Raw genomic sequence first — 20,055 nt, 5'->3', positions numbered from 1 at the left:
GGCCGGAAATGAGCGCGACCACCCCTTGCGGAAGACGCTGCTGCCTCTATGCCGGCCTGGCCAGCCCACTGCCACCGGAACTGAAGGGCCGACAGGAAAGCCCAAAACACCGCGCTGCGCAATCGATTGCACCATGCACTTATTCAAGTAAAGCAGTCGTTGATACTGCTTCAGCTGTCGTTGGTCCAAGTAAGCCGCTCCGGCCATAGGATTCGCTTAGCAGCTGCGAGACCTTTACATACAGAGGAAACAGCAACAGCCACCACGGCGGGCCTATCGCCACCGTGACCGGGCTGGGCAGATACACCAGAGGCGCCCTGGATGTATTGGCCCCAGGCCTGGCTTCCACCCCGCGGGCGGTCAGCCCCGACGAGCAGGGCAAGCTCACCGGTCGCTTGCATAAAGAAGGAACAGCCGCGAAGAGCTGGCCCTGCCGGGTTTGTCGTCCTGCCTTTGGTACACCTCACCCATCCCAAACAACCATTTACCATCATTCACTCAATGAAAACTCTCTACACGCTGGCGCTGAGCACGGCCCTGCTGCTGGGCAGCTTAGGCACCCAGGCCCAGAAACGCCCGGACGGCCCCGCTTTTCCCTTAGGAAGCAGCCAGACGCTGGTTCAGCAGCTTGAAAGCCAGGTAGCCGTGGGCACCGCCCAACGCGCCAAACCCGTGGTATCGCTGCGGGTATCAGCGGCCAAGGCCATGGCCGGCCAGGTAAACTACCGCGAAGACCTGGCCGCAACCGGGGAATTCCTGCAGGGTGAAATCCAGGGGGTTCCCGGCTCCTCGTTTTCCCTGCGCATTGATGGCAAGGAGGTTGAGGGCCACATCATCCTGCAAAAAACGAAGCAGGCCTACCGCTACTCAGCCGATTCCGCCGGTAATGTGCAGGTGCAGGAAGTAGACATCAACAACGTTGTCTGCATCGACTACAACAAGCCCCTGGGCTACCAAGAGCCCGTTTCTGCCGGCAACAGCGCCAATCGTACCACGGTGGTATTGCTGCAGAGCCTGCCCGGTGCGCGGGGCTGCGTGCTGCTCGACTTCGACGGCTACGAAATGCCGGCTGGCAAAGGCTGGAACCAGGGGAGAGCGTACAGCGCCCCAGCCTCGGGCATTGAGAACGACGAAGCCAGGGTGCGGGAGTTCTGGGAGCTGGTGAGCGAAGACTTCCGCCCGCTCAACCTCAACGTAACCACCGACGAGGCCGTCTTCAACACCTACGCCACCACCATGCGCATCCGCTGCGTGGTGTCGCCGGGCAGCGTCGGCACCATTGCACCGGGCACCGGCGGCATTGCCTACATGAACTCGTTCCTTGCCTTCAACGACACGCCCTGCTGGGTGTTTATGAGCAGCCCCAAGGACGGGGGCGAGGCGGCCTCGCACGAAGTGGGCCACACCCTGGGCCTGAGCCACGACGGCCGCACCACCCCGAACGAAGGCTACTTTGCCGGGCACGGCAGCTGGTCGCCGATTATGGGCAACGGCTACTACACGCCCGTGGCGCAGTGGAGCCGCGGCGAGTACGCCAACGCCAACAACACCCAGGATGACCTGGCCATCATGACGGGCACTAACTTCAACGTAGGCTACCGCGCCGACGACCACAGCAACAGCACGACCAGCGCCACGGCCCTTGCTCGCAGCGGCAACAGCCTCTCGGGCCGCGGCGTTATCGAACGCGCTACCGACCTGGACTACTTCTCCTTCAGCACCGCCGGCGGCACGGCCACCTTCAACGTGAGTGGGGTGAGCCGCCACAGCAACCTCGACATTGCGGTGCGGCTCTTCAACGGCAGCGGGGCCCTGCTGGGCACCTACGACACGGCGGGCGCCAACAACCTGAACGCGACGTTCAGCACCAACCTAAGCGCAGGCACCTACTACCTGCAGGTCGATGGCGTCGGGCAGGGAAACCCGGCTACCGACGGCTACTCCGACTACGGCTCGCTGGGGGCCTACACCATTTCGGGTACGGCCCCGGCACCGAACACGACGCCCGTTACGGGCGTGGCTACCGTGTACCGCGACTGCAACTACGGCGGCGCGGCTACTTCCCTGGCCGTGGGCGACTACACGCTGGCGGCCCTGCAAAGCCGCGGCATCCTGAACAACGACATCTCGTCGCTGACCGTGAACAGCGGCTACGAGATGGTGCTGTATGATGACGACAACTTTGGCGGTGCTGCCCTTACCCTGACTTCCTCCACCTCCTGCCTGGTAAATAACGGCTGGAACGACCGCGCTACTTCCCTGCGGGTGCGCACGGCCGCGCCGGCCTTCAGCCGCCAGCTACGCGCTGAATTTGCCAACGTCAACTACGGCATGCAAGCCGAAGCCTGCACGGAAGGCGGGCGGAACATGGGCTACATCGACCCGGGCGACTACCTGGTGTGGAACAGCATCAACTTTCCCTCTTCCGGCAGCTACCTCATCGAGTACCGCGTGGCCGCTACGAGAGCAAGCACCTTGTCGTCGAATTTAAACGGCAGCATTCAGCTGGGCAGCACGGCCATTCCCTCTACCAACGGCTGGCAGAACTGGACTACGGTGTCGCGCACCGTCTACATCAACGCCGGCACCTACAACTTCACCGTGTTTGCCCAAACCGGCGGCTGGAACATCAACTGGGTGCGCATCAGCCGGGTGAGTGCCCGCCCAACAGTCGATGCGGAGCCCGCCACGCTGGCCCCTGCCCCTGCCTTCGACCCCACCCCTGCTCTGACGCTGTATCCTAACCCCGCCACCGACCGCCTGAACGTGACCTCCGCTACCGACTTGCAAGGCGCGCAGGTCAGCATCCTCGGCTTCGACGGCACGGTGGTGTCGCGCGGCACCTTCAACGGCGAAACGGTAGACGTTTCGACCCTGAAGCCCGGCCTCTACACGCTGGTGCTGACCACGACCGACAAGCGTAAGGTGGTGAGCCGCTTCAGCAAGGAATAGCCACTCCCGGGCATCGCCACTAGTTCGTCATGCACGTCTGGCGTTTGCGGAGGCTAAGCATCCCTGGCACAGCAGTAACTGGATTACTCCTGTACCAGAGAAGCTTAGCCTCCCCAGACGCCAGATTGTGCATGACGTGCTTTTTAGCTCCGGTGCCGGGCTCTTGGTCAAAGTCCCGCTAAAGTTTGGCCAGATGTACTCCGCAACTTGGGTGTTGCCACTTCCCGGGCCGACAAGTACAAGGCGGTTTTGCGGACCTTACAACCACTATCCGAACCCGCTTACCCCGGCAATGGCTGCTCCAGCAGCCAGAGTAACCCGCCATAGGCAGCACCTCCCAGGGCGGCCCCGGCCAGCAGCTCGGCCGGCGTATGGCGGTCCAGCACCCAGCGTGAAGCCGCTACCAGCACGGCCAGCAGCAGCGCCAGCCCACCCCAGCCCGGGTATAGATACACGGCGGCACCAGCCAGGAAAAAGGAGATGGCCGCATGCAGCGACACCTTCAGCCAGAAGTTGAGAAGGTAGCACAGCAGCAGCATGGCCCACACCACCAGCACCCCGTAGCGGAACGGGCCGCCTTCCTGCTGCCAGAACAGCACCGCCGTGCCCAAGCCCAGCAACACCAGCAGCACCGGGTAGAACGAGCGGCGCTGTCGTGCTTCCGATACATCGAAGTTGGAGTACGCACCGCGCTTGGTCTGACGCAGGTTCCACAGGCCCAGGGGCAGCACCAGCAGCAGCATGCTGCCCAGGGCCCAGGCCGCCTGCCGGTGGCTCAGCTGCGGGCCTACCAGCAGCCCCACAAAAGCGGGAACGGCCAGCAGCGGGTGCCCCAGAAACGACAGCACTGCGGCCAGGCGGCGCAGCCAAAGCGGGGCTTCTTTCATCTTTGTGTGGAACAGGGCAGCCGTGGTCAGTAGCGCGGACTTTCAGTCCGCGACTCCGCGCCGTTGGAGTCGTTCTGGTGTCGTCGTTTTAGCTCTTTCCGGGACGCAAACTAAAAGTCCGGGTTACTATTACCTATCGAGCCAGCTTTTGAAGGTGCCCACTTTCTCGCGGCTCACCAGCACCTGGGCGTCGGGCGCGGTGGGCTTGAGCACGGTTTGCAGGCGGGAGTTGGTGTAGTGGATAATGTCGTGAATGGCGCACTGCTGGGCCAGGTAGGCGCGGTTGAGGCGGAAGAACTGCCGGGGGTCGAGCAGGCCTTCGAGCTGGTCCATGGTGTAGTCCACCACGTACTTGCGGCCCTCGGTGGTTTGCAGGAAGGTGGCCTTTTCCAGGCTGAAGAAGTAGGCTATCTGGTCGACGGGCACCACTTTCAGGTGCTCGCCCACCCGCACCACAAACTGGGATTTATAGCTCTGCGCCACTGGCCCCTGCTGCATCTGCTGCAGCAGCTGCCCAAGCAGGGCCGCGTCGAGCGTAGGAGCGGGTGCTGCCGGCGTGGCCGCCGCGTGCAGGCGCTGCAGCTTGTGCAAGGCCGCGGCCAGCTCCTCGCCGTCGATGGGCTTGAGCAGGTAGTCCACGCTGTTCACCTTAAACGCCTGCAGGGCATACTGGTCGTAGGCCGTGGTGAAGATGACGGGGCAGCGCACGGTGGTGCGCTCAAAAATCTCAAAGCTCAGCCCATCGGCCAGGTGAATGTCGAGAAACAGCACGTCGGGCGCTGGGCTCAGGCTTTCGAGCAAAGCCACGGCCTGGCTGATGGATTCCGCCGTGCCCAGCACCTGCACGGGCTGGGGCTGCTTGGCCAGCAGGTCGGCCAGCCGGCGGGCGGCCAGGGGCTCGTCTTCAACAATAAGGGCGCGAAGCATTTTATTCAATTAAAAATTATGAATTAAAAATTAAAAATTCATACAAAGAAGCTGTTTACAGCGAATTTCAGGTAGTCATATGGGTCAACCTGTGCCTCCCCCTCTCCTTTTCGGAAATGCGAATCAAGCATTTTTTGGGGGCCGGGGGGTGAGGCGACCACGAGAACGAGGCCGCATATCAACCACAGAACCGCTCTAGGAAATCTAAAAAAGCACGAATGGCCGTTCTGCTCATCTGGCGTCCGCGCAGGCTAAGCGTCTTGCCCACAGCAGTATAATGCCCTTTCAATTGGGTCTACACTTGTGGTAAAGATGCTTCATCTCTGCTTGATGCGCAGAATGCTCAGCATGACATTCTAACCGCTTCCTAAACAGCCTCCATTAGAAAACACAGCCTGACAACCGAAAAACAATTTTTAATTAATAATTTTTAATTTTTAATTCAAATAACCAGCAGCGGCAATTTTACGACAAACTCCTCGCCTTCGGGCCCGAACTCCACGGGCCGTTCGGTGAGGAAGGCGTAGCGGGCAGTGAGGTTTTGCAGGCCGGTGCCGGAGGCCTCGCCGGGAGCCAGGCGGCGGGGGCGCAGGGTGTTGCGCACCACCAGGGAGCGGCCAGCGACGTCCAGCTCCACGCGCAGGCGCAAGGGGTCGGCCTGGAAGGCGGTATTGTGCTTTACGGCGTTTTCGAGCAGCAGCTGCAGGGCCAGCGGCGGCAGGAAGAAGGCGGCCATTTCAGCTGGGGCCGGCAGCTGCATTTCCACGGCCAGAGCATCGCCGAGGCGGGTTTTCTGCAGGAAAAGGTAAGACTCAGCAAAGCGCAGCTCGTCGGCCAGCGGCACCATCTCCTGGCTTTGGCTGTCGAGCACGTAGCGGTACACCTGCGAGAGCTGCCGGATAAAGCGCACGGCCCGGGCAGGGTCGTTTTCCTCTACCAGCGAGGTCAGCGCGTTCAGGGAGTTGAACAGAAAGTGGGGGTCTACCTGCCGGCGCAGGGAGTCGAGCCGGGCTACAGCACTTTCCTTTTCCAGGCGCTCGGCGCGGATGGCGGCCGTCCGCCATTCCCGCAGAAAGGCCCGGCTGTGCAGAAACAGGGAGATGATGGTGGTTACCGCCAACGGCACCAGAATCTGGGCATACATGGTCGGCCGCAGCATATGGCTCAAGGGCTGACCGAAGCCCAGCAGAATCAGCACGTTCATGCCCACTATCACTACCAGCGAGGCCGTAGTGGAAAGCGCCAGCGTAATAAGCAGACGCCGCAGCGGCCGGTCAACGCCCCAGGGCATGCGGGCATTGAGCAGGTCTACGATGTAGCCATTGGCCAGCCACAGGCCGCCGGCGTAGCCGAAGGTGATGAGAAACGTAATGCCAAACCGGCGCGCATTGGTCAGGTCGCCGGGGTTGAGCAGCACGGAGAGCACCAGCGACACCAGCAGCAGGGTGCGCAGGGCCCGCAGCCAGGCCGGCCACGTAGCCCGGATGGGCAGGAAAGGGCCTTGGTCGGGCATGGTGGAGGAGCCAGGCTTGGTCAAATCGGCAGAAGGGCAAGTTTCCATCAAAGTAAAGGGGAATTAAAGCAGATTCAAGGCCAGGCTAGGCAGGCAGCAACGGCGGCAGATGGCTGCAAAAGCGGGGCTGGTTCCTGCCCGGACGTCGAACAGTTGTCGTTCTGACGTCCGGGCGGGAGCCAGCCCAGCCCTTACCCGTGGTCTACTTGGCCGAGGCCTTGGCGGCGTCTTCGTCAATCTTTTTCAGCAGGCCCAGGGCCTGGCGCTCGCCCCAGCTGGGCGCCAGCTCGGAGGCAGGCTTAAATGCGGCGTAGGCCTCCTTGGCTTTGAGGAAGTGCGGGCGGGCCGCCTCAGCTCCCCCGCCAAACATGGCCGGGCGGAAGTAGAAGTCGTTGCCGCGCAGCAGGTAGATGCGGGGGTTGGCGGGGTTGGCTTTCTCGGCCGCGTTCAGGCTTTCCTGCACCTTGGCCGTGTACTTCATGCCGCGCATCATCGGCGATACCATGATGCGGGCCTGGTGGATGTAAGCCTGCAGTACCTGCAGCTCCGACTCGTCGCCGCGCAGCTTGCGGGCCTGGTCGAGGTCGGCCTGGGCGCGGTCCAGGGTTTTGTCCATCAGCTCGGCGTCTTTGCTCATGTAGGCCTGGCGGGCGGCGCCATAAGCCAGGTAGTAGCGGGGCAGCCAGTCGGCAGGCTTGGCAGCCGCGGCCCGGCCCAGCTTGTCGAGCACGGTTTGCACCGCGGCGGCATCCTTGGTTTGCAGCAGCTCGGCAATGGTGGCCGTCATCATGGTGGTGTAGGCATCGGCCGTGGGGGCGCTGGTGCTGGCTACGGATGCGGTAGCGGGCTGAGCCTGGGCCTGGGCGGCGAAGGAAGCGGCGGCAAAGGCGAGGGCGGTGAGGATGGTCTTCATGGCTGTGGTTGGTTTTTGGTTAGTGGTTGATGGTTTTTAGTGGCTGACCAGGGCTGCTGCGCTGGTTGATGATTCAAAGGTGGCAGGGCCCGGAGGCGGCCGAAAATTCCCGTTACCGAAGCGTCGGATGAGGGGGATGAAGCGTCGGAAGCGGGGGATTGGCGGGAAGGCAAAAAAAAAGTGGCCGCCCCTTCTGGGGCGGCCACTTTGGTATCGGCTGGGGGCTGGCAGCCCCGCAGGGGGCCTCGGGGGCCGTCGACAGGTAGTTTGTTAATGGCGAGGAGCAGACCAGCGAGAAGCTCCGGCGAGCAGGACTGACTTCTACTGCGCAGCGTAAGTCCTTATCTGAACGGATGTGGGGCCATTAGGAAAAAGGGTATCTGGGGGCGATGCCAAGGTCAGAGACGTGGCAGTAAGGGTGCGAATACGGTCGGGCTTGGCACCAGGCTGGCCAGGGTTCAGGATAAGCTCGGTTTCGTCAGAAGCAAATGCCCAGGTGCCCCTCATTAGATATGATGGATAGGTGACACTGCACTTATCAAGGCCCTCGTCCACGGTGTAGTCCTTGTTGGGATGATAATAGATTAAATCATCAAGGGAGCAGGGGTCGAAAGCTGTAAGCGGAACCGGGTGCGTGGTGGTGACGCCCGCAGCTGTCGTTTCCTCGAATGCATAACCAACCAGCCGCCAGCCGGGGGTGGTAAGCCATATTTCTCGCTGGGAAGGAGCTCGTGGTTCGGGCTCCCCGGATTTGCTGCAATCTGTAAGCGCAAAGGTGCTGCCCGTAAGCAGGGCCAGTGTAAAGCAACGTAGCCGAGTGGTCATGCCTGGTATTAATTAGACGGTGTCAGAGGTAACGTGCCGGCACCTGAATTATTGACTGCTACCCCCGCCCCCCAAGAAAAAGGCCCTGGCACGTTTCTGCGCTGTCCCTTACTCCGGCGCCTCGTTCAAATCTACTTTCGCCTTCTTGTTAATGGAGATGAACACGCCCACGAACAGCATCTGGGGCACCACCGGCGTAATAGCTACACTCGCAAACTGCCCATTGGCGTCGGGCGTGACGGCGTAGCGGTGGCCGAAGATGTTCTGGCGGCCCAGCACGTTGGAAGCCGAGACGTGCACGATGGTGAACTGCCCGAAGAGGTGGGTGAGGTAGCTGGCGTTGAGGCTCAGGTCGTGGAAGTCGGGGGTGCGGCCCTGGTTGTAGCCGGGCTCGTTGGGGTTGTGGAAGCGGCGGGCGCTGCCGTAGCTGTAGGTGAAGCTGAACTGGGTGTGGATTTTCTGCACCCAGTACTTGCCTACCACGCTCAGGTTGTGGGTAGCGGCGAAGGTGGGCACGGCTTGCGCGGGGTCGGCGCGGTACTGGCGGCGGGTGTCGAGCAGGCCGTAGCTTACCCAGTAGTCTACCTTCTTGAAGGTGCTGCGGTCGCGCCAAAACAGGTCCAGGCCCCGGGCGTAGCCGCTGCCGGCGTTCTGGTAGCGGCTGGGGTTGAAGGGCTGGGCAGCGTCGAAAGTGCTGAGGCCGGCGTAGGTCTTGTAGTAGGCTTCGGCGCGCAGGGTACGCTGCTGGGCCACGCGCTGGAAGGTGAGCAGCAGGTGCTCGGCCTTTTCAAACTTTAAGTTGGTGCTGACGCGCAGCAGGTCGTTGGTGGGCGTTTGGTAAAACTGCCCCCAGGCGGCCGAAAGCTGGCTGTAGGCGCCGGTCTGGTAGGCCAGGGCCAGGCGCGGGGCCAGGCTCCAGTCGCCCAGCAGGGCCGAGTACTCGCCGCGCAGGCCGGCCCGGCCCGCCAGCCGCTTGGCCAGCACCACGTCGGACTCGGCGAAGGCTGCGCCGCGCTGCTCATCAAAGCCCAGGCGCTGGGTGGGGGCTTCGGCATTGGCCTGGTAGCGCTGCCGGAACTGCTGGCCGTAGCCTTCGGCCCCCAGCTTGAGGTTAAACCAGGTGCTGGCCGAGTCGTTGGTGAGCACGAGGCGGGCCACGGCCGACTGCTCCACGTCCTGCACCGTCTGCACGTCGGGGCGGATGGTGTTGTCGTCGCGGGTCAGGGCCAGGCCGGTGTTCAGGCTCCAGCCGCGGCGCAGGGGGCTGCGGAAGCTGGCGTTGAGGTAGGCGTTGTCGTTCGAGAGGGCCACGGGGCGGCCTTCGGCCTGGAAGGCGGGGCTGGGGTCGGGCTGGCGCAAAGCCAGGCGCTGCTGGCTGAAGGTGCCGTACACCTTGAGCATGCCCGCCTGCCCGGTGCGGTGGCGCAGGCTGAGGGAGCCGCCGCGGTTCTCAGGAGCCTGGCTAAAGCTGCCGGCGGGCAGGGCCAGGCGGAAGTAGGGCGTCAGGTTGGTATAGTCGGCCGTGACGGCCAGGGAGGTACGGTCCCAGCGCTTGGTGCGCGACAGGCTGCCGCCCACGCTCATCAGCGAGATGCCGGTCTGGGTTTCGGCGGCCAAATCATCGGAGTTCAAGCCCACCACGGCACTCAGCGCCTGCCCGTACTCGGCCGAGTAGCCGCCGGTGCTGAACACGGTGCCTTTGAAGAGGAAGGGCGAGAAGCGGCCCCGGGCCGGCACGCTGGGCACAGCCCCGCCGTAGGGATTCTGCACGGGCAGGCCGTCGAGGTAGGTTTTGGTTTCGGAAGCGGCCCCGCCCCGCACAAAGAGCTTGCCCTCCTCCCCCACCCGGGTGGTGCCGGGCAGGGTGTTGAGGGCGCTGGCGATGTCGCCGAGCGAGCCGGCCGTGGTCACGATGTCCAGGGGCTTGAGCACGGTGCTGCGCTTCTCGTCGCTGGCTTCGAACGAGCCCGAGGTCACCACCACGTCGCCAAGCTGGGCGGGGGCGTCCTTCATCTTCAGATTGGGCAGGCTGATGGGGCCCTGGCCCAGCGTGACGGGTATTTCCTGGGGCTGGTAGCCGATAAGCGAAAGCACCAGCGGCAGCGAGCCCGTGGCCGTGGTGCTGAAGCGGAAGCGGCCCAGGGAGTCGGTGCTGGCCCCGTCGAAGGTGGTTTTGAGAAAGACGTTGACGCCGGGCAGGGGGCGGCCGGCGCCGTCGCGCACGGCGCCGGAAAGCGTGGTGGTTTGGGCAGTGGCCAGGCCGGCAAGGCTCAGCAGCAGGACGAGGGCGAGGAACAGGGTTTTCATAGAGTCGGTCTTAATTGACGACTCAAAGGTGCCGGCCGGCCCCACGCCTGTTCCAGTTTCTGTTACCGAAGCGTTGGATGAGGAGGATGAAGCGTGGGCTTGCCCGGCTGAGCCGAATCGGGCTGGGAAGAATAAATGGGTACTTTTGGCCTCCCTTCTTTTCCTCTATCCATGCGCTTCCGCTCTTTACTTACCTACCTCAGCCTGCTACCCCTGGGCGCCTGCACCAGGTGCAAGGACTTCGACAACGCCAGCGAGTTCTACAGCGCCAAGCTGCCGGACTACACCGAAACCGGAGCCAACAAGCTAGGCTGCCACCTGGGCCCGCAGGTATGGACGGTGCTGGGCAGGCAGGACCTGAGCGGCTCTGGCGGGAGCGGCCCTGAATGGCTTCCCAATGCCCTGGGCGTAGAGCTGGAGAACACCCCGCGTTTGCCGCGCTCGCTCAGGTTGACCGGCGCCATGACCGGGGCGCGCAGCAGCCGGATTTTCTACAACACCCGCATTCAGCTGACCTTCCTGCCTACCGATTCGCTGGGCACTCTGCGGCGGCTGGGTGAGGCCGATTACTCCCTGGTACCGGCCGGGCAGCCCTATGAGTACATGCAGGTAGAAAACCTGTTAACCGACACAAAGTACAGCAGCCGTGCCCGGCGCCCCGTGCGCCTGGTTATCAGCCACCTGAACCGGCAGCGCCGCATCATCAGCGGCCGGTTTGAGGGCTGGGTTTATGGCGGCCCCAACGGCCGCGACTCGCTGGAAGTCAGCGACGGGCGGTTCGACGTGACGTACTGAGTTAGCAGCCCGTGCATCTAGCCGCTGCATGTCCTCCAACTCCTATTCCTATATTGGCGTACCCTGCTGGCCCAGCTGCCGGGCGGCCTCGTTGTCGGCCGGGCCGGAGGGGGCAGGCAGGCGACGGCGTGTTTTGGTTGTCTTTGGTGCCCTCGATGTCAACTTATTGAACGACCACTGCAAACACGGCGCTTTACCCTTGCGCACACTGCAGTAAAACGGAAGAAACGACCATGCGTAAGTCTAGCCCCTCCCGCCCCATGCGCCTCCGTACCCTGCTTACCTACCTCAGCCTGCTGCCCCTGGGCGCCTGCACCAAGTCGTGCGACGACTACGACAACGCAGCCGAGTTTAATCGGGCCCAGCTGCCGCCCTACACCGAAACCGGCGCCCACACTATGGGCTGCCGCCTGGGCCCGCAGGTGTGGACGGTGCTGGGCCATCATGACGCAGGCCGGGCCATTATCGGGGGTACCTATTGGGAAAAGAACGAGCTATGGGCGGGCCCGTTCAATAACTTCTTAACCCCTCCCCGTGTCCCCTTGCTACAGGTAATGGGGCGCATGACCGGCGTACGCGACAGCAAAGCGTTTTATGACATGGAGCTAAATATGGTCTTTCACCTCACCGATACCTTGGGCGGTCTGCGTCTGCTGGGAACCGATACCGCCCGTGCCACTACCGGCATACAACCGGAGGCTATGTGGGCCAATGACTACCTAAGCTTTAGCAACGACTACCGCAGCCGCACCAGGCGGCCGGTGCGCCTGCAAATCCGCCGCCTCGACCGGCAGCAGCGCATCGTAAGCGGCACGTTTGAGGGCTGGCTCTACGGTGGCCCCGGGGGTAACGACTCGCTGGAAGTCGCCGACGGCCGGTTCGACGTGAAGTACTAGCGGCCGAATTTCCCGGCGCCAATGCCCAGCACCAACTTCTACGCCCACATTGCCCGCACCCTGCAGGCCCAGGCCCGGCAAGTGCTGCTGGCCTGGCCTTCGGCCTCGCCGGCCCAGTCCGGCACCGGGGGGTTCGAGCCCGGCGAACTACATACCGGGGGCGAGATTGAAGCTTTTGTAACGGCTATGCGGCAGCGGCTGACGGCGGCCCAGGTGCTGCCCGGGCAGCGGGTGCTGCTGCTGGTGCCCGTCAGCCTGGAGCTGGTGGGGGCCTTGCTGGGCGTGCTGGCGCACGGGGCCACGGTGGTGCTGCCCCCGGCCGGCGCGAGCACACGACAGCTGCTGGCCCTGGCCCGGCAGGGCGGCGTGGCCATTTTGCCCCGCGTGGCGGCCGGGCCGCGGCTGCTGGCCCGCCTGCTTGGTGTGAAGCTGCTGGCCGCCTCGCGCCCTACCAGCCCCGCCACGCCGGCGGAGCTGCCGCAGCCCGTGCCGCCCCAGCAGCCCGCCCTTATCACCCACACCTCGGGCTCCACGGGCCGGCCCAAGCAGATAATCCGCACCCATGCCGTGCTCAGCACCCAGCACGCGGTGCTGAAGGAAATATTCCCGCCCTGGCCGGGCCAGCGCGACTTTCCGCTGTTCCCGAACGTGCTGCTGCACAACCTGGGCGCGGGCGCCGTCAGCATTCTGCCCAATGTGCACTGGGCTGATATCTCCACCGTCCGCCCGCCGCTTATCGTGGAGCAGCTGCTGGTCGAGCAAGTCGAGACCCTCACCGGCAACGTGTTCTACTTCGAGCAGCTGCTGCCCGCGCTGCGGCAGCAGCCAGGTGGCTTTCCGCTGGTGCGGGCCCTGGGCGTAGGTGGCTCCCCCGTGCCCGAGCGGCTGGTACACGCCCTAAAAGCGGTGTTTGCCAGCGCTACGGTGTATGTCATTTATGGCTCATCGGAAGCCGAGCCCATTGCCGTGCGGCCCCTGGCCGGGCAGGCAGCGAGTCCCGCCCTGGGATACTGCGTGGGCCCGGTTCATCCTTCCCTGGAGCTGCGCCTGGCTTCCCTGGGCGCGCTCAGCCTGCCGGATGGCAGCCGCCCGGTAGTGGGCGAAATCCAGGTGCGCGGCCCGCATGTGGCCAGCCGCGAGCCCGATGGCTGGCTGCACACCGGCGACTTCGGCTACCTCGGGGCCGACGGGCAGCTCTACCTCACCGGCCGCCAGGGCAACGAGGCCCTGCGCCAGGGCCTGCAGCACTACCAGCTCGAACACGTGCTGCAGCACCTGCCCGGGGTGGAGCGGGTAGCGGCGCGGCCCGTCAGCGCTGGGTTCAATATCTACGTGCAGGGCCCAGCCAGCGAAGCCGCCGTGCGGGCCGCGTTAGCCGCTTATTTCCCGGCCGCCGCCTGCCAGGCCGTCCACTTCCGCAGCAGCCTGCCCGTCGACCAGCGCCACCATTCCAAAATCCGCTACGCGGAGGTGCTGTAGGCAGTTAAAAGCTGAGAGTTAAAAAAGCCGGCCTCCCCAATCTTAATTACTAATTGATTATGAACTCCGAGTTCCACCACGTCGCCCTCGACCAGCTCCGCTACTCCTTGGTGTGGGAAGGCAGCGCCACCCTATACCATGCGCTGCAGCTGCAGCCCCAGGACCATGCCCTGGTTATTACCGGCGCCGGCTGCAACGTGCTCAACACCCTGCTCGCCGGGCCCGCCCGGGTAACAGCCATCGACCTGAACCCGGAGCAGAACCGCCTGCTGGCGCTTAAGTGCCACGTCATTGCCGGGCACGAGCAGGCGGTATTTCACGGCCTGCTGGGCCTGGCGGGGCCCGGGGAAGTAAGCCGCACCTGGCAAGCCGTGCAGCCGGGCCTGCCCGCCGGGGAGCGGGAGTTTTGGGCCGCCTTTTTCGCGCAGCACCCCGGCGGCCTGCTGGGCGCCGGCCGGCTCGAAGCCTACGTCCATGGCTTTCTGCCAACGCTCGATGCCGCGCTGCAGGACCAGCTGCGCACGCTATTCGAGTTCGATACCGTAGCCGCGCAGCAGGCCTACTTCGCCTCGGTGATTGAAGCCTACGGGCAGGACGATTTCCGGCGGCAGTTCATCAGCTATTTCGATGCGGTCAACCTCAGCAAGGGCCGCGATGCAAGCCTGTACAAGCACACCGCCGCATCGGGCGGGGAGCTGTTTTACCAGCGCTGGCAGCAGCACGTAGCGCAGGTGCTGCTGCGCGACAATTTCTTTTCCCGCTTCTTCTTTTTCGGAGCCGAAGGCCTCCCCGAAAACATTCTGCCGCCCTGCTACCAAAGCCGCAACTACGAGCAGCTGCGCGCCCGGCTGCCCCGGCTGCACATCACCACCGGCGAGGCCACGGCTTACCTGCTGTCGGAGGCCGGCCAGGGCATCAGCAAGGCCAGCCTGTCCAACATCTTCGAGTACGTGAGCCCGGCGGAGTTTGAGCGCGTGTGCCAGTCCCTGGGCCAGTCCCCGCGCCAGCTGCGGCTGGTATTCTGGAACCTGCTGCAAAGCCAGGCCCCGGCCCGCAGCGCGGCCGTGCCGCTGCTGCCGGAAGTATCGCAGCAGCTCTCGGAGCAGGAAGCCTGCTTCTACTTCGAAAACGTGCGGGTACTGGACTGGCCGATTTGAATGTCCCCTAGGCGGTGGATTGAGCGGCGGGCGTGGTGCCACGAATTGCCCGCAGGGCTTCGTGGTACCACTAATAGCCAGAACATCCTTCATAGTTTTCGTTCTGCCAATTAGTGGTACCACGAACCGCTGCGCGGAATTCGTGGCACCACCCCAGTCCCCACCGCCGGCGGCCCTCAATAAAAAACAAAAGTCGGATTCTTATCAGAGAAAAATACCCCAAACGCCCTCAAAAACCCCGCTTTTCAAACCCTAAGCCCACCAAATACCCCACATCTGAAAAGTCCCTGAAACGCATAAAACCTTTTCCAAAAAAGCATCAGCGGGCCGGGGAGCAGCGTTACTTCGGGCAGCAATTCTGCTCCCTAACCCTCTCCCTGCGATGACGACCGCCGACTACTTCCGCCCCGCCTTTCTGGAACAGATAATGCGCCGCCATGCGCCCGCCCGCAACATTCGGGTAGAGCGGGTGCGGCCCCTGGCCCTCGATAGCTCGTCGAGCATTCTCACGGCCCTAACGGCCGGCTGCTCGGCCAAGCCCGTGGGCCACTTTGGCCTCGAAGTGCAGCTGCTGGCCGATGGCCAGCCCCAGACCCAGCGCCTGGTGCTGAAGCTGAAGCCGGCCGGCCATGACATTGCCACCATGCTCAGCGGCATGGCCGGGGCCTGCGGCGGGGCAGTGGCCGAAATCTACCCGCACTACCAGGCCCTTACCGGCTTCGAGCACACCCACTGGCGCGAGCTGCAGGCCTATGGCCAGGCCGACCCCAGCGGCCTGCTGCCCCAGGTGTGGGCCACCCACGCCGACCCCAGCCGCGACACCTACGCCGTGCTGCTCGAATACCTCGACGAAGGCCGCACCGTGGAGCTGCTCAACTCCGTGATGGCACCCGAGCGCTGGACCGATGCCCACATCCGTGCGGCGCTCACGCAGCTGGCGGCCTGGCACGCCGCCCACCTTCACCCCACGCCCACTGCCCGCGCCAACTACGGCCCCGACGTGCCATCCGGCGCCTTTATGCAGCGGCTGGCTCCGCTCTGGACGGCCCTGCTCAGCAATGCCGCGTCCCGCTTCCCCGAGCTCTTCACCCCGGCCCGGGCCGCCCAGCTGCGCCAGGCCATTGCCCACATCCCAGCTTATTGGCAGCAGCTCGAGCAGCACCCCAAAACCCTTGTTCACAACGACCTGAACCCCCGCAACACCTGCTTCAAGCGCGACGCCGCCGGCCAGCTGCGCCTCTGCGCCTACGACTGGGAGCTGGCCACCTACCACCTCCCGCAATACGACGTGGTGGAGCTGCTGGCCTTTGTGCTCGACGCCGACCGCTACCACCTGCGCCCCCTGTACCTGGAGCACTACCGCCAGGCCCTGCACGCCCTCACCGGGCAGTTTGCCGACGCAGTCCGCTTCCGCGAAGGCTTTCAGCTGGCCGCGCTGGACTTCGGCCTGCACCGCCTGGGCATGTATTTCATGGCCCACTCGGTATGCCCCTACCCTTACCTGCCCCGCGTGGCCAACAGCTTCTTCGATACCATAGCCGGACTGGACCTGAACCGGTATGGCCGGGGCTATGGTGTACAGTACGGGCTGGTGACGTATTGATAGGATTTCCCGCAGTGATTAAAACCGCAGTGTTCCGCAGTGACCGTTCAACGATAGAACGACACTGCGGAACACTGCGATTTTAACCACTGCGAAACCCTGCGGGAAAGCTACCCCACCCTTCGCTCAAACAAGGCATAATGCGCCGTTTCCACCGGCAGGCCATCGGTGAAGCGTAGGGAATAGTTATCGGCCCGCATGAGGCAGAAAATCACCTCCTCGTAGTAGGTCTGGAATTTCTGCATGGCATAGGCCGCCAGCAAATCCATGAGGCCCTGCTGCCGGAAGTCGGGGTGCACGCCCACGGTTTTGGCTAGCAGCGTTCTGCGCGGCAGCCGTGGGTAGTCGCGGGCAAATTCGGGCGCGACGCCAGCCGGTAAGTCGAGTTCCTGATAGTTGGGATGGCACAGGCTGATGGCCGCCAGCCGGCCACTGCGCTGGTCCCGAAACAGCACCGAGGAATGCGGGCAAAGCCTGGCCGCATAAACCGGGTTGTACAGCAAGTCGAATTGTGCCCGCGGCACGGCTTTGTACGCCGGGTTCGCGTTAAATATTTCGTGAATCAGTCTGGCAATGTCGTCCGCTAACAGCACCCAGCTCTCGGGCGTGACGGGGATAAAATCGAAGGGAATGCGGGCCAGCATTTCCAGCGCCGGGTTCTTTTCCAGGTACACGCGGGGCACCGTATCGGCCCGCAGCAGGCGGCTCTGAAAGGTTATGCTGGGCTGAAAGCCAAGCTGCTTCAGCAGCTCGGGATAATACGCCGGGTTTACCGGCTCGCGGTCGAACTGCTGCCAGCTGGGCGCAGGGCCCAGGCGCAGGCGGTAGCGGTGAAACGTATTGAAATGCAGCGGCCCGGCCAGGGTCTGCTTATGAAGCGTGGCTGCATCGGCCTCCAGCATAGCGAAGGCCGCTTTGTTTAACTCGGCGTCGTTCGTTGTTTCCCAAAAGCCGAAATACGCCGCGCTGCCCGCCTGCGGAAAAATGCCAACCAGGCGCAGCCGCTGGTGGTCGGTATACACAATGACCGTATGCTGCCCGGCTTCCATGCGCAGCAGCTGCCGAACCTGGTCGGCCTCTTCCTCCGGTGCGAACGACGATTGGGCATACCGCGGCGCGGCCAGGTCAAAAAAGCTGGCGGGAAGCTGCCCGGAGTAGACAATACGCTCAAGCATAGCTGGAAACCTCGATTGCGCTGAGTGATACTTCGCCCGTACCCCCATCCATCGCCACCAGCTGGCCCGACTGCACGCGCTGGCACAGGCCGGGGATGTTGATGATGGTGGGAATGCCCAGCTCGCGCAGCAAAATCACGGAGTGCGACAGCGCCGAGCCGCGCTCGATGAGCACGCCGCCGCAGGTAGGGAACAGGGCCGCCCAGCCGGGGTCAGTGCGGGGGGCCGCCACAATGCGGCCGGCCACATCCAGGCTGTCGCCGGGCTCGGTGATGAGAATGAGCTCGCCCTCCACCCGACCGGGCAGGCAGCCCGTGCCGCGCAAAGAAGCCGCTCCATCGCCGGTAGCCGCCACTGCACCCCTGCCCACCCGCCCGGGCAGTGACACCCGGCTGGGTACCGCTTCGGCGCGGTAGCGGGCAAACTCCTGCCGGCGGCTGGCTACCAGCTCGGCCCAGCGGCTGGCGGGGTTCTCCGCGGCGCGGGCAATTTCAGCTTCGGTCAGGTAGAACACATCGGCGGCCGCGGCGAGCTGCCCGGTCTCGGCCAGGCGCTGGCCCAGGGCCCGGTACAGGCCCCGGTACATGCCAAAAAGGCGGGTGCGCTGCAGGCGCAGCTCTTCGCGGCGGGCCAGCGCGGCCTGCAGTTGCCGCAGGCCGCTCCACACCCGGCGGGCAAAAAAGGCTGAGTGGGAGCGCAGCAGCGCCTGCAGCTCGGCGCTGGCCGCCGCGTGCCAAGTAGCCGCACTGGCCGGCACCGCAGCCGCCGGAGCCCCGGCCTCGGCGCCGAGGTAATTGCGCAGGTACTTATAAAACAGCAGCGGGTCGGTGCGCATGGTTTCGGTTTCGAGCTTAAGCTCGCCGATGCTGCGGTCGCCATACTGCTGAATGTATTCGTAGATGGCAGCGAACAGGTCCGGCGCCGCCTGGCGAATGCGCTGCGGCAGGTTGGCGGGCAGCTCGCGCAGCAGCGGCAGCAGGGCAGCGTGCCGGGCGGCGATGCCAGCGGCAATGGCCTGCATGGCGTGGGCCGGGCGGGCACTGGCCAGCTCGGCGTTGGCCGCAGCGAAGTAGCGGCTCAGAAACTCGTCGGGGTCGGCCAGGCCGGCGCGGCGCAAGTCGCGGGCCACGCGGCCGTTGGCCATCATCACCCGGAAGTCGTTGATGATGGGCGTGGTCCAGCTATCGAGCAGCGCCGCATCGAGGCGGGCCTTCTCGGCCAGCAGCGCGGGCGCCGCCAGCTCCGCGAGCGGCAGGCGGTAGAAGCGCTGGTACTGCTGGTCGAAGTGGCTTTGGAAGGCGGCCACGCGGCGGGGCAGCGTGGCGAAGGCGGCCAGCAGGCGGGCCAGGTTCAGGGCCAGGCGGGGCAGCAGGCGCAGCTTTTCCGGGAGGGTTTTGGCCCGGCTTTGCACGAAGTCGACGGGCGCGTCCAGGCCCATCATGCGCTCCATGTCGGCCTTGTTCTGGTGGAAGGCCGGCAGCAGCTGCAGGCCCCGGTACCAGTTGTTGATGTTGTAGTAGATGCGGCCCTGCACCAGGCCCAGCAGCTGCGTCAGCACGGGCTCGTGGGCGTCAATGGTGGTGGTGGGCAGGCCCAGGGCCCGCATGGTTTGGCGGTACACCGTGGCATAGGCCCGCTGGGCAAAGCTGAACGTGAGCGGCGTGGTAACGCCGCAGTAGCTTTCCTGAATGTTGGCGTTATCATACACCACCACCTCGGGAATGGGCTGGGTGATGGGGCGGGTCTGCACCAGCCACAGCTCGTCGTGGTCGACCACAAACTCGACATCCTGCGGGCTGCCCAGGGAATACTCCAGGAAGGCGCCGGTCTGCCGCAGCCGGGTCAGCACCCTGGCCGACAGGCAGGGCTGGTCCTGCTGGCTTTCGGGCACGGGCACCAGGCCGGTGGCGCCCCGCAGCGGCTGCACCTGCTCGGCCTTGCGGGCAATTTTGCGGTGCGTTTCCTGGCGGCTCTGCTTGTCCAGGTAGAACTCATCGGGCTCCAGCGCGCCGCCCACCAGCCCCTCGCCCAGCCCCCACACCGCGTGGATGGCCATCTCCTGCGGAAACTCCGGAAAGGTGGTGAACAGCACGCCGGCCGCCGTGGCCGCCACCTGCCGCTGCACGATGATGGCGGGCCGCGCCGCCAGCGACAGGCCCTTCTGCCGCCGGTAAGCCAGGGCGCGCTCCGAATAGGCGCTGGCGGCGCACCGGGCCACGGCGGCCAGCACCTCGTCGGGCGTCCGCAGGGCCAGCACCGAGTCCATCAGCCCCGGGAAGGCGGCCTGGGCGCCGTCCTCATCGGCCACCGACGAGCGCACGGCTACGCCCGGCCCCGCCCACACGGCCAGCACCCGCACCAGGGCCGCCTGCGTCGCCGCGGGCAGCCAGGTCTGCCTCGGTGGTGCCGAGCCCGGCCAGTACCGGGTCGAACACCTCGGCGGGAATCACCACGAAGCCCGGCACGGGCAGGCCCAGGCGGCGCAGCTGGTACAGGCCCTGGGCCTTGCCCCCTACGGTGAGGCCGGCGGGCGGCGTAGGCTGGCGGTAATCTATCAGCCCGTTGAATGGCAGCGCAGGAGACATAGTCGTCAGGTTAAAATTGAACAGGCAAGCAGAGTGGCAGC

General features: G+C 64.6%; 14 protein-coding genes. 6 read left to right on the top strand and 8 right to left on the bottom strand.

Annotated features, from left to right (window positions below; genetic code table 11):
* Positions 1 to 501 precede the first annotated feature (501 nt).
* Entirely contained in the window at positions 502 to 2,952 is a 2,451-nt protein-coding gene (locus ABD919_RS08620; RefSeq protein ID WP_345235587.1) for a carbohydrate-binding protein, read from the top strand.
* A 281-nt stretch (positions 2,953 to 3,233) separates the two neighbouring features.
* Here the strand turns inward: ABD919_RS08620 and ABD919_RS08615 are convergent, their stop codons facing one another.
* From ABD919_RS08615 to ABD919_RS08595, 5 genes are all read right to left on the bottom strand, one after another.
* Positions 3,234 to 3,839: a phosphatase PAP2 family protein gene (locus ABD919_RS08615; RefSeq protein ID WP_345235586.1), complete on the bottom strand. Its 606-nt coding sequence runs from the start codon at positions 3,837 to 3,839 to the stop codon at positions 3,234 to 3,236.
* Between the two features lie 129 nt (positions 3,840 to 3,968).
* Positions 3,969 to 4,766, bottom strand: coding sequence for a LytR/AlgR family response regulator transcription factor (locus tag ABD919_RS08610; RefSeq protein WP_345235585.1), 798 nt, complete (start codon positions 4,764 to 4,766; stop codon positions 3,969 to 3,971).
* A 442-nt stretch (positions 4,767 to 5,208) separates the two neighbouring features.
* Entirely contained in the window at positions 5,209 to 6,279 is a 1,071-nt protein-coding gene (locus ABD919_RS08605; RefSeq protein WP_345235584.1) for a sensor histidine kinase, read from the bottom strand.
* 202 nt (positions 6,280 to 6,481) lie between these two features.
* Positions 6,482 to 7,192 carry a hypothetical protein gene (locus tag ABD919_RS08600; RefSeq protein ID WP_345235583.1) on the bottom strand — a complete coding sequence of 237 codons (711 nt, stop codon included), beginning with the start codon at positions 7,190 to 7,192 and terminating at the stop codon, positions 6,482 to 6,484.
* Positions 7,193 to 8,125: 933 nt separating this feature from the next.
* Positions 8,126 to 10,324, bottom strand: a complete 2,199-nt coding sequence (locus ABD919_RS08595; RefSeq protein ID WP_345235582.1) for a TonB-dependent receptor — start codon at positions 10,322 to 10,324, stop codon at positions 8,126 to 8,128.
* A 171-nt stretch (positions 10,325 to 10,495) separates the two neighbouring features.
* Between ABD919_RS08595 and ABD919_RS08590 the strand changes: the two genes are divergently transcribed.
* The 5 genes from ABD919_RS08590 to ABD919_RS08570 all read left to right on the top strand — a co-directional run bounded on the left by ABD919_RS08590 (position 10,496) and on the right by ABD919_RS08570 (position 16,254).
* The gene (locus tag ABD919_RS08590) at positions 10,496 to 11,119 is read left to right on the top strand and encodes a Riean_0653 family protein (RefSeq protein ID WP_345235581.1); all 624 of its coding nucleotides are present in this window, start codon (positions 10,496 to 10,498) and stop codon (positions 11,117 to 11,119) included.
* A gap of 260 nt (positions 11,120 to 11,379) precedes the next feature.
* Positions 11,380 to 12,015, top strand: coding sequence for a hypothetical protein (locus ABD919_RS08585; RefSeq protein ID WP_345235580.1), 636 nt, complete (start codon positions 11,380 to 11,382; stop codon positions 12,013 to 12,015).
* A gap of 21 nt (positions 12,016 to 12,036) precedes the next feature.
* A complete protein-coding gene (locus tag ABD919_RS08580; protein WP_345235579.1) occupies positions 12,037 to 13,494 on the top strand; it encodes an AMP-binding protein in 1,458 nt (485 codons plus the stop codon).
* Between the two features lie 59 nt (positions 13,495 to 13,553).
* Entirely contained in the window at positions 13,554 to 14,651 is a 1,098-nt protein-coding gene (locus ABD919_RS08575) for a DUF3419 family protein (RefSeq protein ID WP_345235578.1), read from the top strand.
* A 382-nt stretch (positions 14,652 to 15,033) separates the two neighbouring features.
* The gene (locus ABD919_RS08570; protein WP_345235577.1) at positions 15,034 to 16,254 is read left to right on the top strand and encodes a phosphotransferase; all 1,221 of its coding nucleotides are present in this window, start codon (positions 15,034 to 15,036) and stop codon (positions 16,252 to 16,254) included.
* Positions 16,255 to 16,364: 110 nt separating this feature from the next.
* On the opposite strand, the gene ABD919_RS08565 is transcribed toward ABD919_RS08570, so the two are convergent.
* Genes ABD919_RS08565 through ABD919_RS08555 form a run of 3 tightly spaced genes read right to left on the bottom strand, consistent with a single transcriptional unit; the run spans position 16,365 to position 20,014 of the window.
* Positions 16,365 to 17,429, bottom strand: coding sequence for a hypothetical protein (locus tag ABD919_RS08565; RefSeq protein ID WP_345235576.1), 1,065 nt, complete (start codon positions 17,427 to 17,429; stop codon positions 16,365 to 16,367).
* Positions 17,422 to 19,788 carry a PEP/pyruvate-binding domain-containing protein gene (locus tag ABD919_RS08560; protein ID WP_345235575.1) on the bottom strand — a complete coding sequence of 789 codons (2,367 nt, stop codon included), beginning with the start codon at positions 19,786 to 19,788 and terminating at the stop codon, positions 17,422 to 17,424. Before ABD919_RS08560 ends, ABD919_RS08565 begins: the two co-directional genes overlap by 8 nt.
* Positions 19,727 to 20,014, bottom strand: coding sequence for a hypothetical protein (locus tag ABD919_RS08555; protein ID WP_345235574.1), 288 nt, complete (start codon positions 20,012 to 20,014; stop codon positions 19,727 to 19,729). The genes ABD919_RS08560 and ABD919_RS08555 overlap by 62 nt, the downstream gene beginning before the upstream one ends.
* Positions 20,015 to 20,055: the final 41 nt, after the last annotated feature.

This window comes from Hymenobacter saemangeumensis, from assembly GCF_039541835.1.
Lineage (GTDB): Bacteria > Bacteroidota > Bacteroidia > Cytophagales > Hymenobacteraceae > Hymenobacter > Hymenobacter saemangeumensis.
Note: the sequence above shows the minus strand (reverse complement) of the source record. Positions and strands in the feature narration are given on the sequence as shown.

Bases quoted from the DNA above. Each gene is read 5' to 3' on its own strand.
- ABD919_RS08565 (WP_345235576.1), bottom strand. From the start codon at position 17,429: ATGCTTGAGCGTATTGTCTACTCCGGGCAGCTTCCCGCCAGCTTTTTT.
- ABD919_RS08595 (WP_345235582.1), bottom strand. From the start codon at position 10,324: ATGAAAACCCTGTTCCTCGCCCTCGTCCTGCTGCTGAGCCTTGCCGGC.
- ABD919_RS08620 (WP_345235587.1), top strand. From the start codon at position 502: ATGAAAACTCTCTACACGCTGGCGCTGAGCACGGCCCTGCTGCTGGGC.
- ABD919_RS08600 (WP_345235583.1), bottom strand. From the start codon at position 7,192: ATGAAGACCATCCTCACCGCCCTCGCCTTTGCCGCCGCTTCCTTCGCC.
- ABD919_RS08570 (WP_345235577.1), top strand. From the start codon at position 15,034: ATGACGACCGCCGACTACTTCCGCCCCGCCTTTCTGGAACAGATAATG.
- ABD919_RS08585 (WP_345235580.1), top strand. From the start codon at position 11,380: ATGCGCCTCCGTACCCTGCTTACCTACCTCAGCCTGCTGCCCCTGGGC.
- ABD919_RS08555 (WP_345235574.1), bottom strand. From the start codon at position 20,014: ATGTCTCCTGCGCTGCCATTCAACGGGCTGATAGATTACCGCCAGCCT.
- ABD919_RS08590 (WP_345235581.1), top strand. From the start codon at position 10,496: ATGCGCTTCCGCTCTTTACTTACCTACCTCAGCCTGCTACCCCTGGGC.
- ABD919_RS08615 (WP_345235586.1), bottom strand. From the start codon at position 3,839: ATGAAAGAAGCCCCGCTTTGGCTGCGCCGCCTGGCCGCAGTGCTGTCG.
- ABD919_RS08580 (WP_345235579.1), top strand. From the start codon at position 12,037: ATGCCCAGCACCAACTTCTACGCCCACATTGCCCGCACCCTGCAGGCC.
- ABD919_RS08605 (WP_345235584.1), bottom strand. From the start codon at position 6,279: ATGCCCGACCAAGGCCCTTTCCTGCCCATCCGGGCTACGTGGCCGGCC.
- ABD919_RS08610 (WP_345235585.1), bottom strand. From the start codon at position 4,766: ATGCTTCGCGCCCTTATTGTTGAAGACGAGCCCCTGGCCGCCCGCCGG.
- ABD919_RS08575 (WP_345235578.1), top strand. From the start codon at position 13,554: ATGAACTCCGAGTTCCACCACGTCGCCCTCGACCAGCTCCGCTACTCC.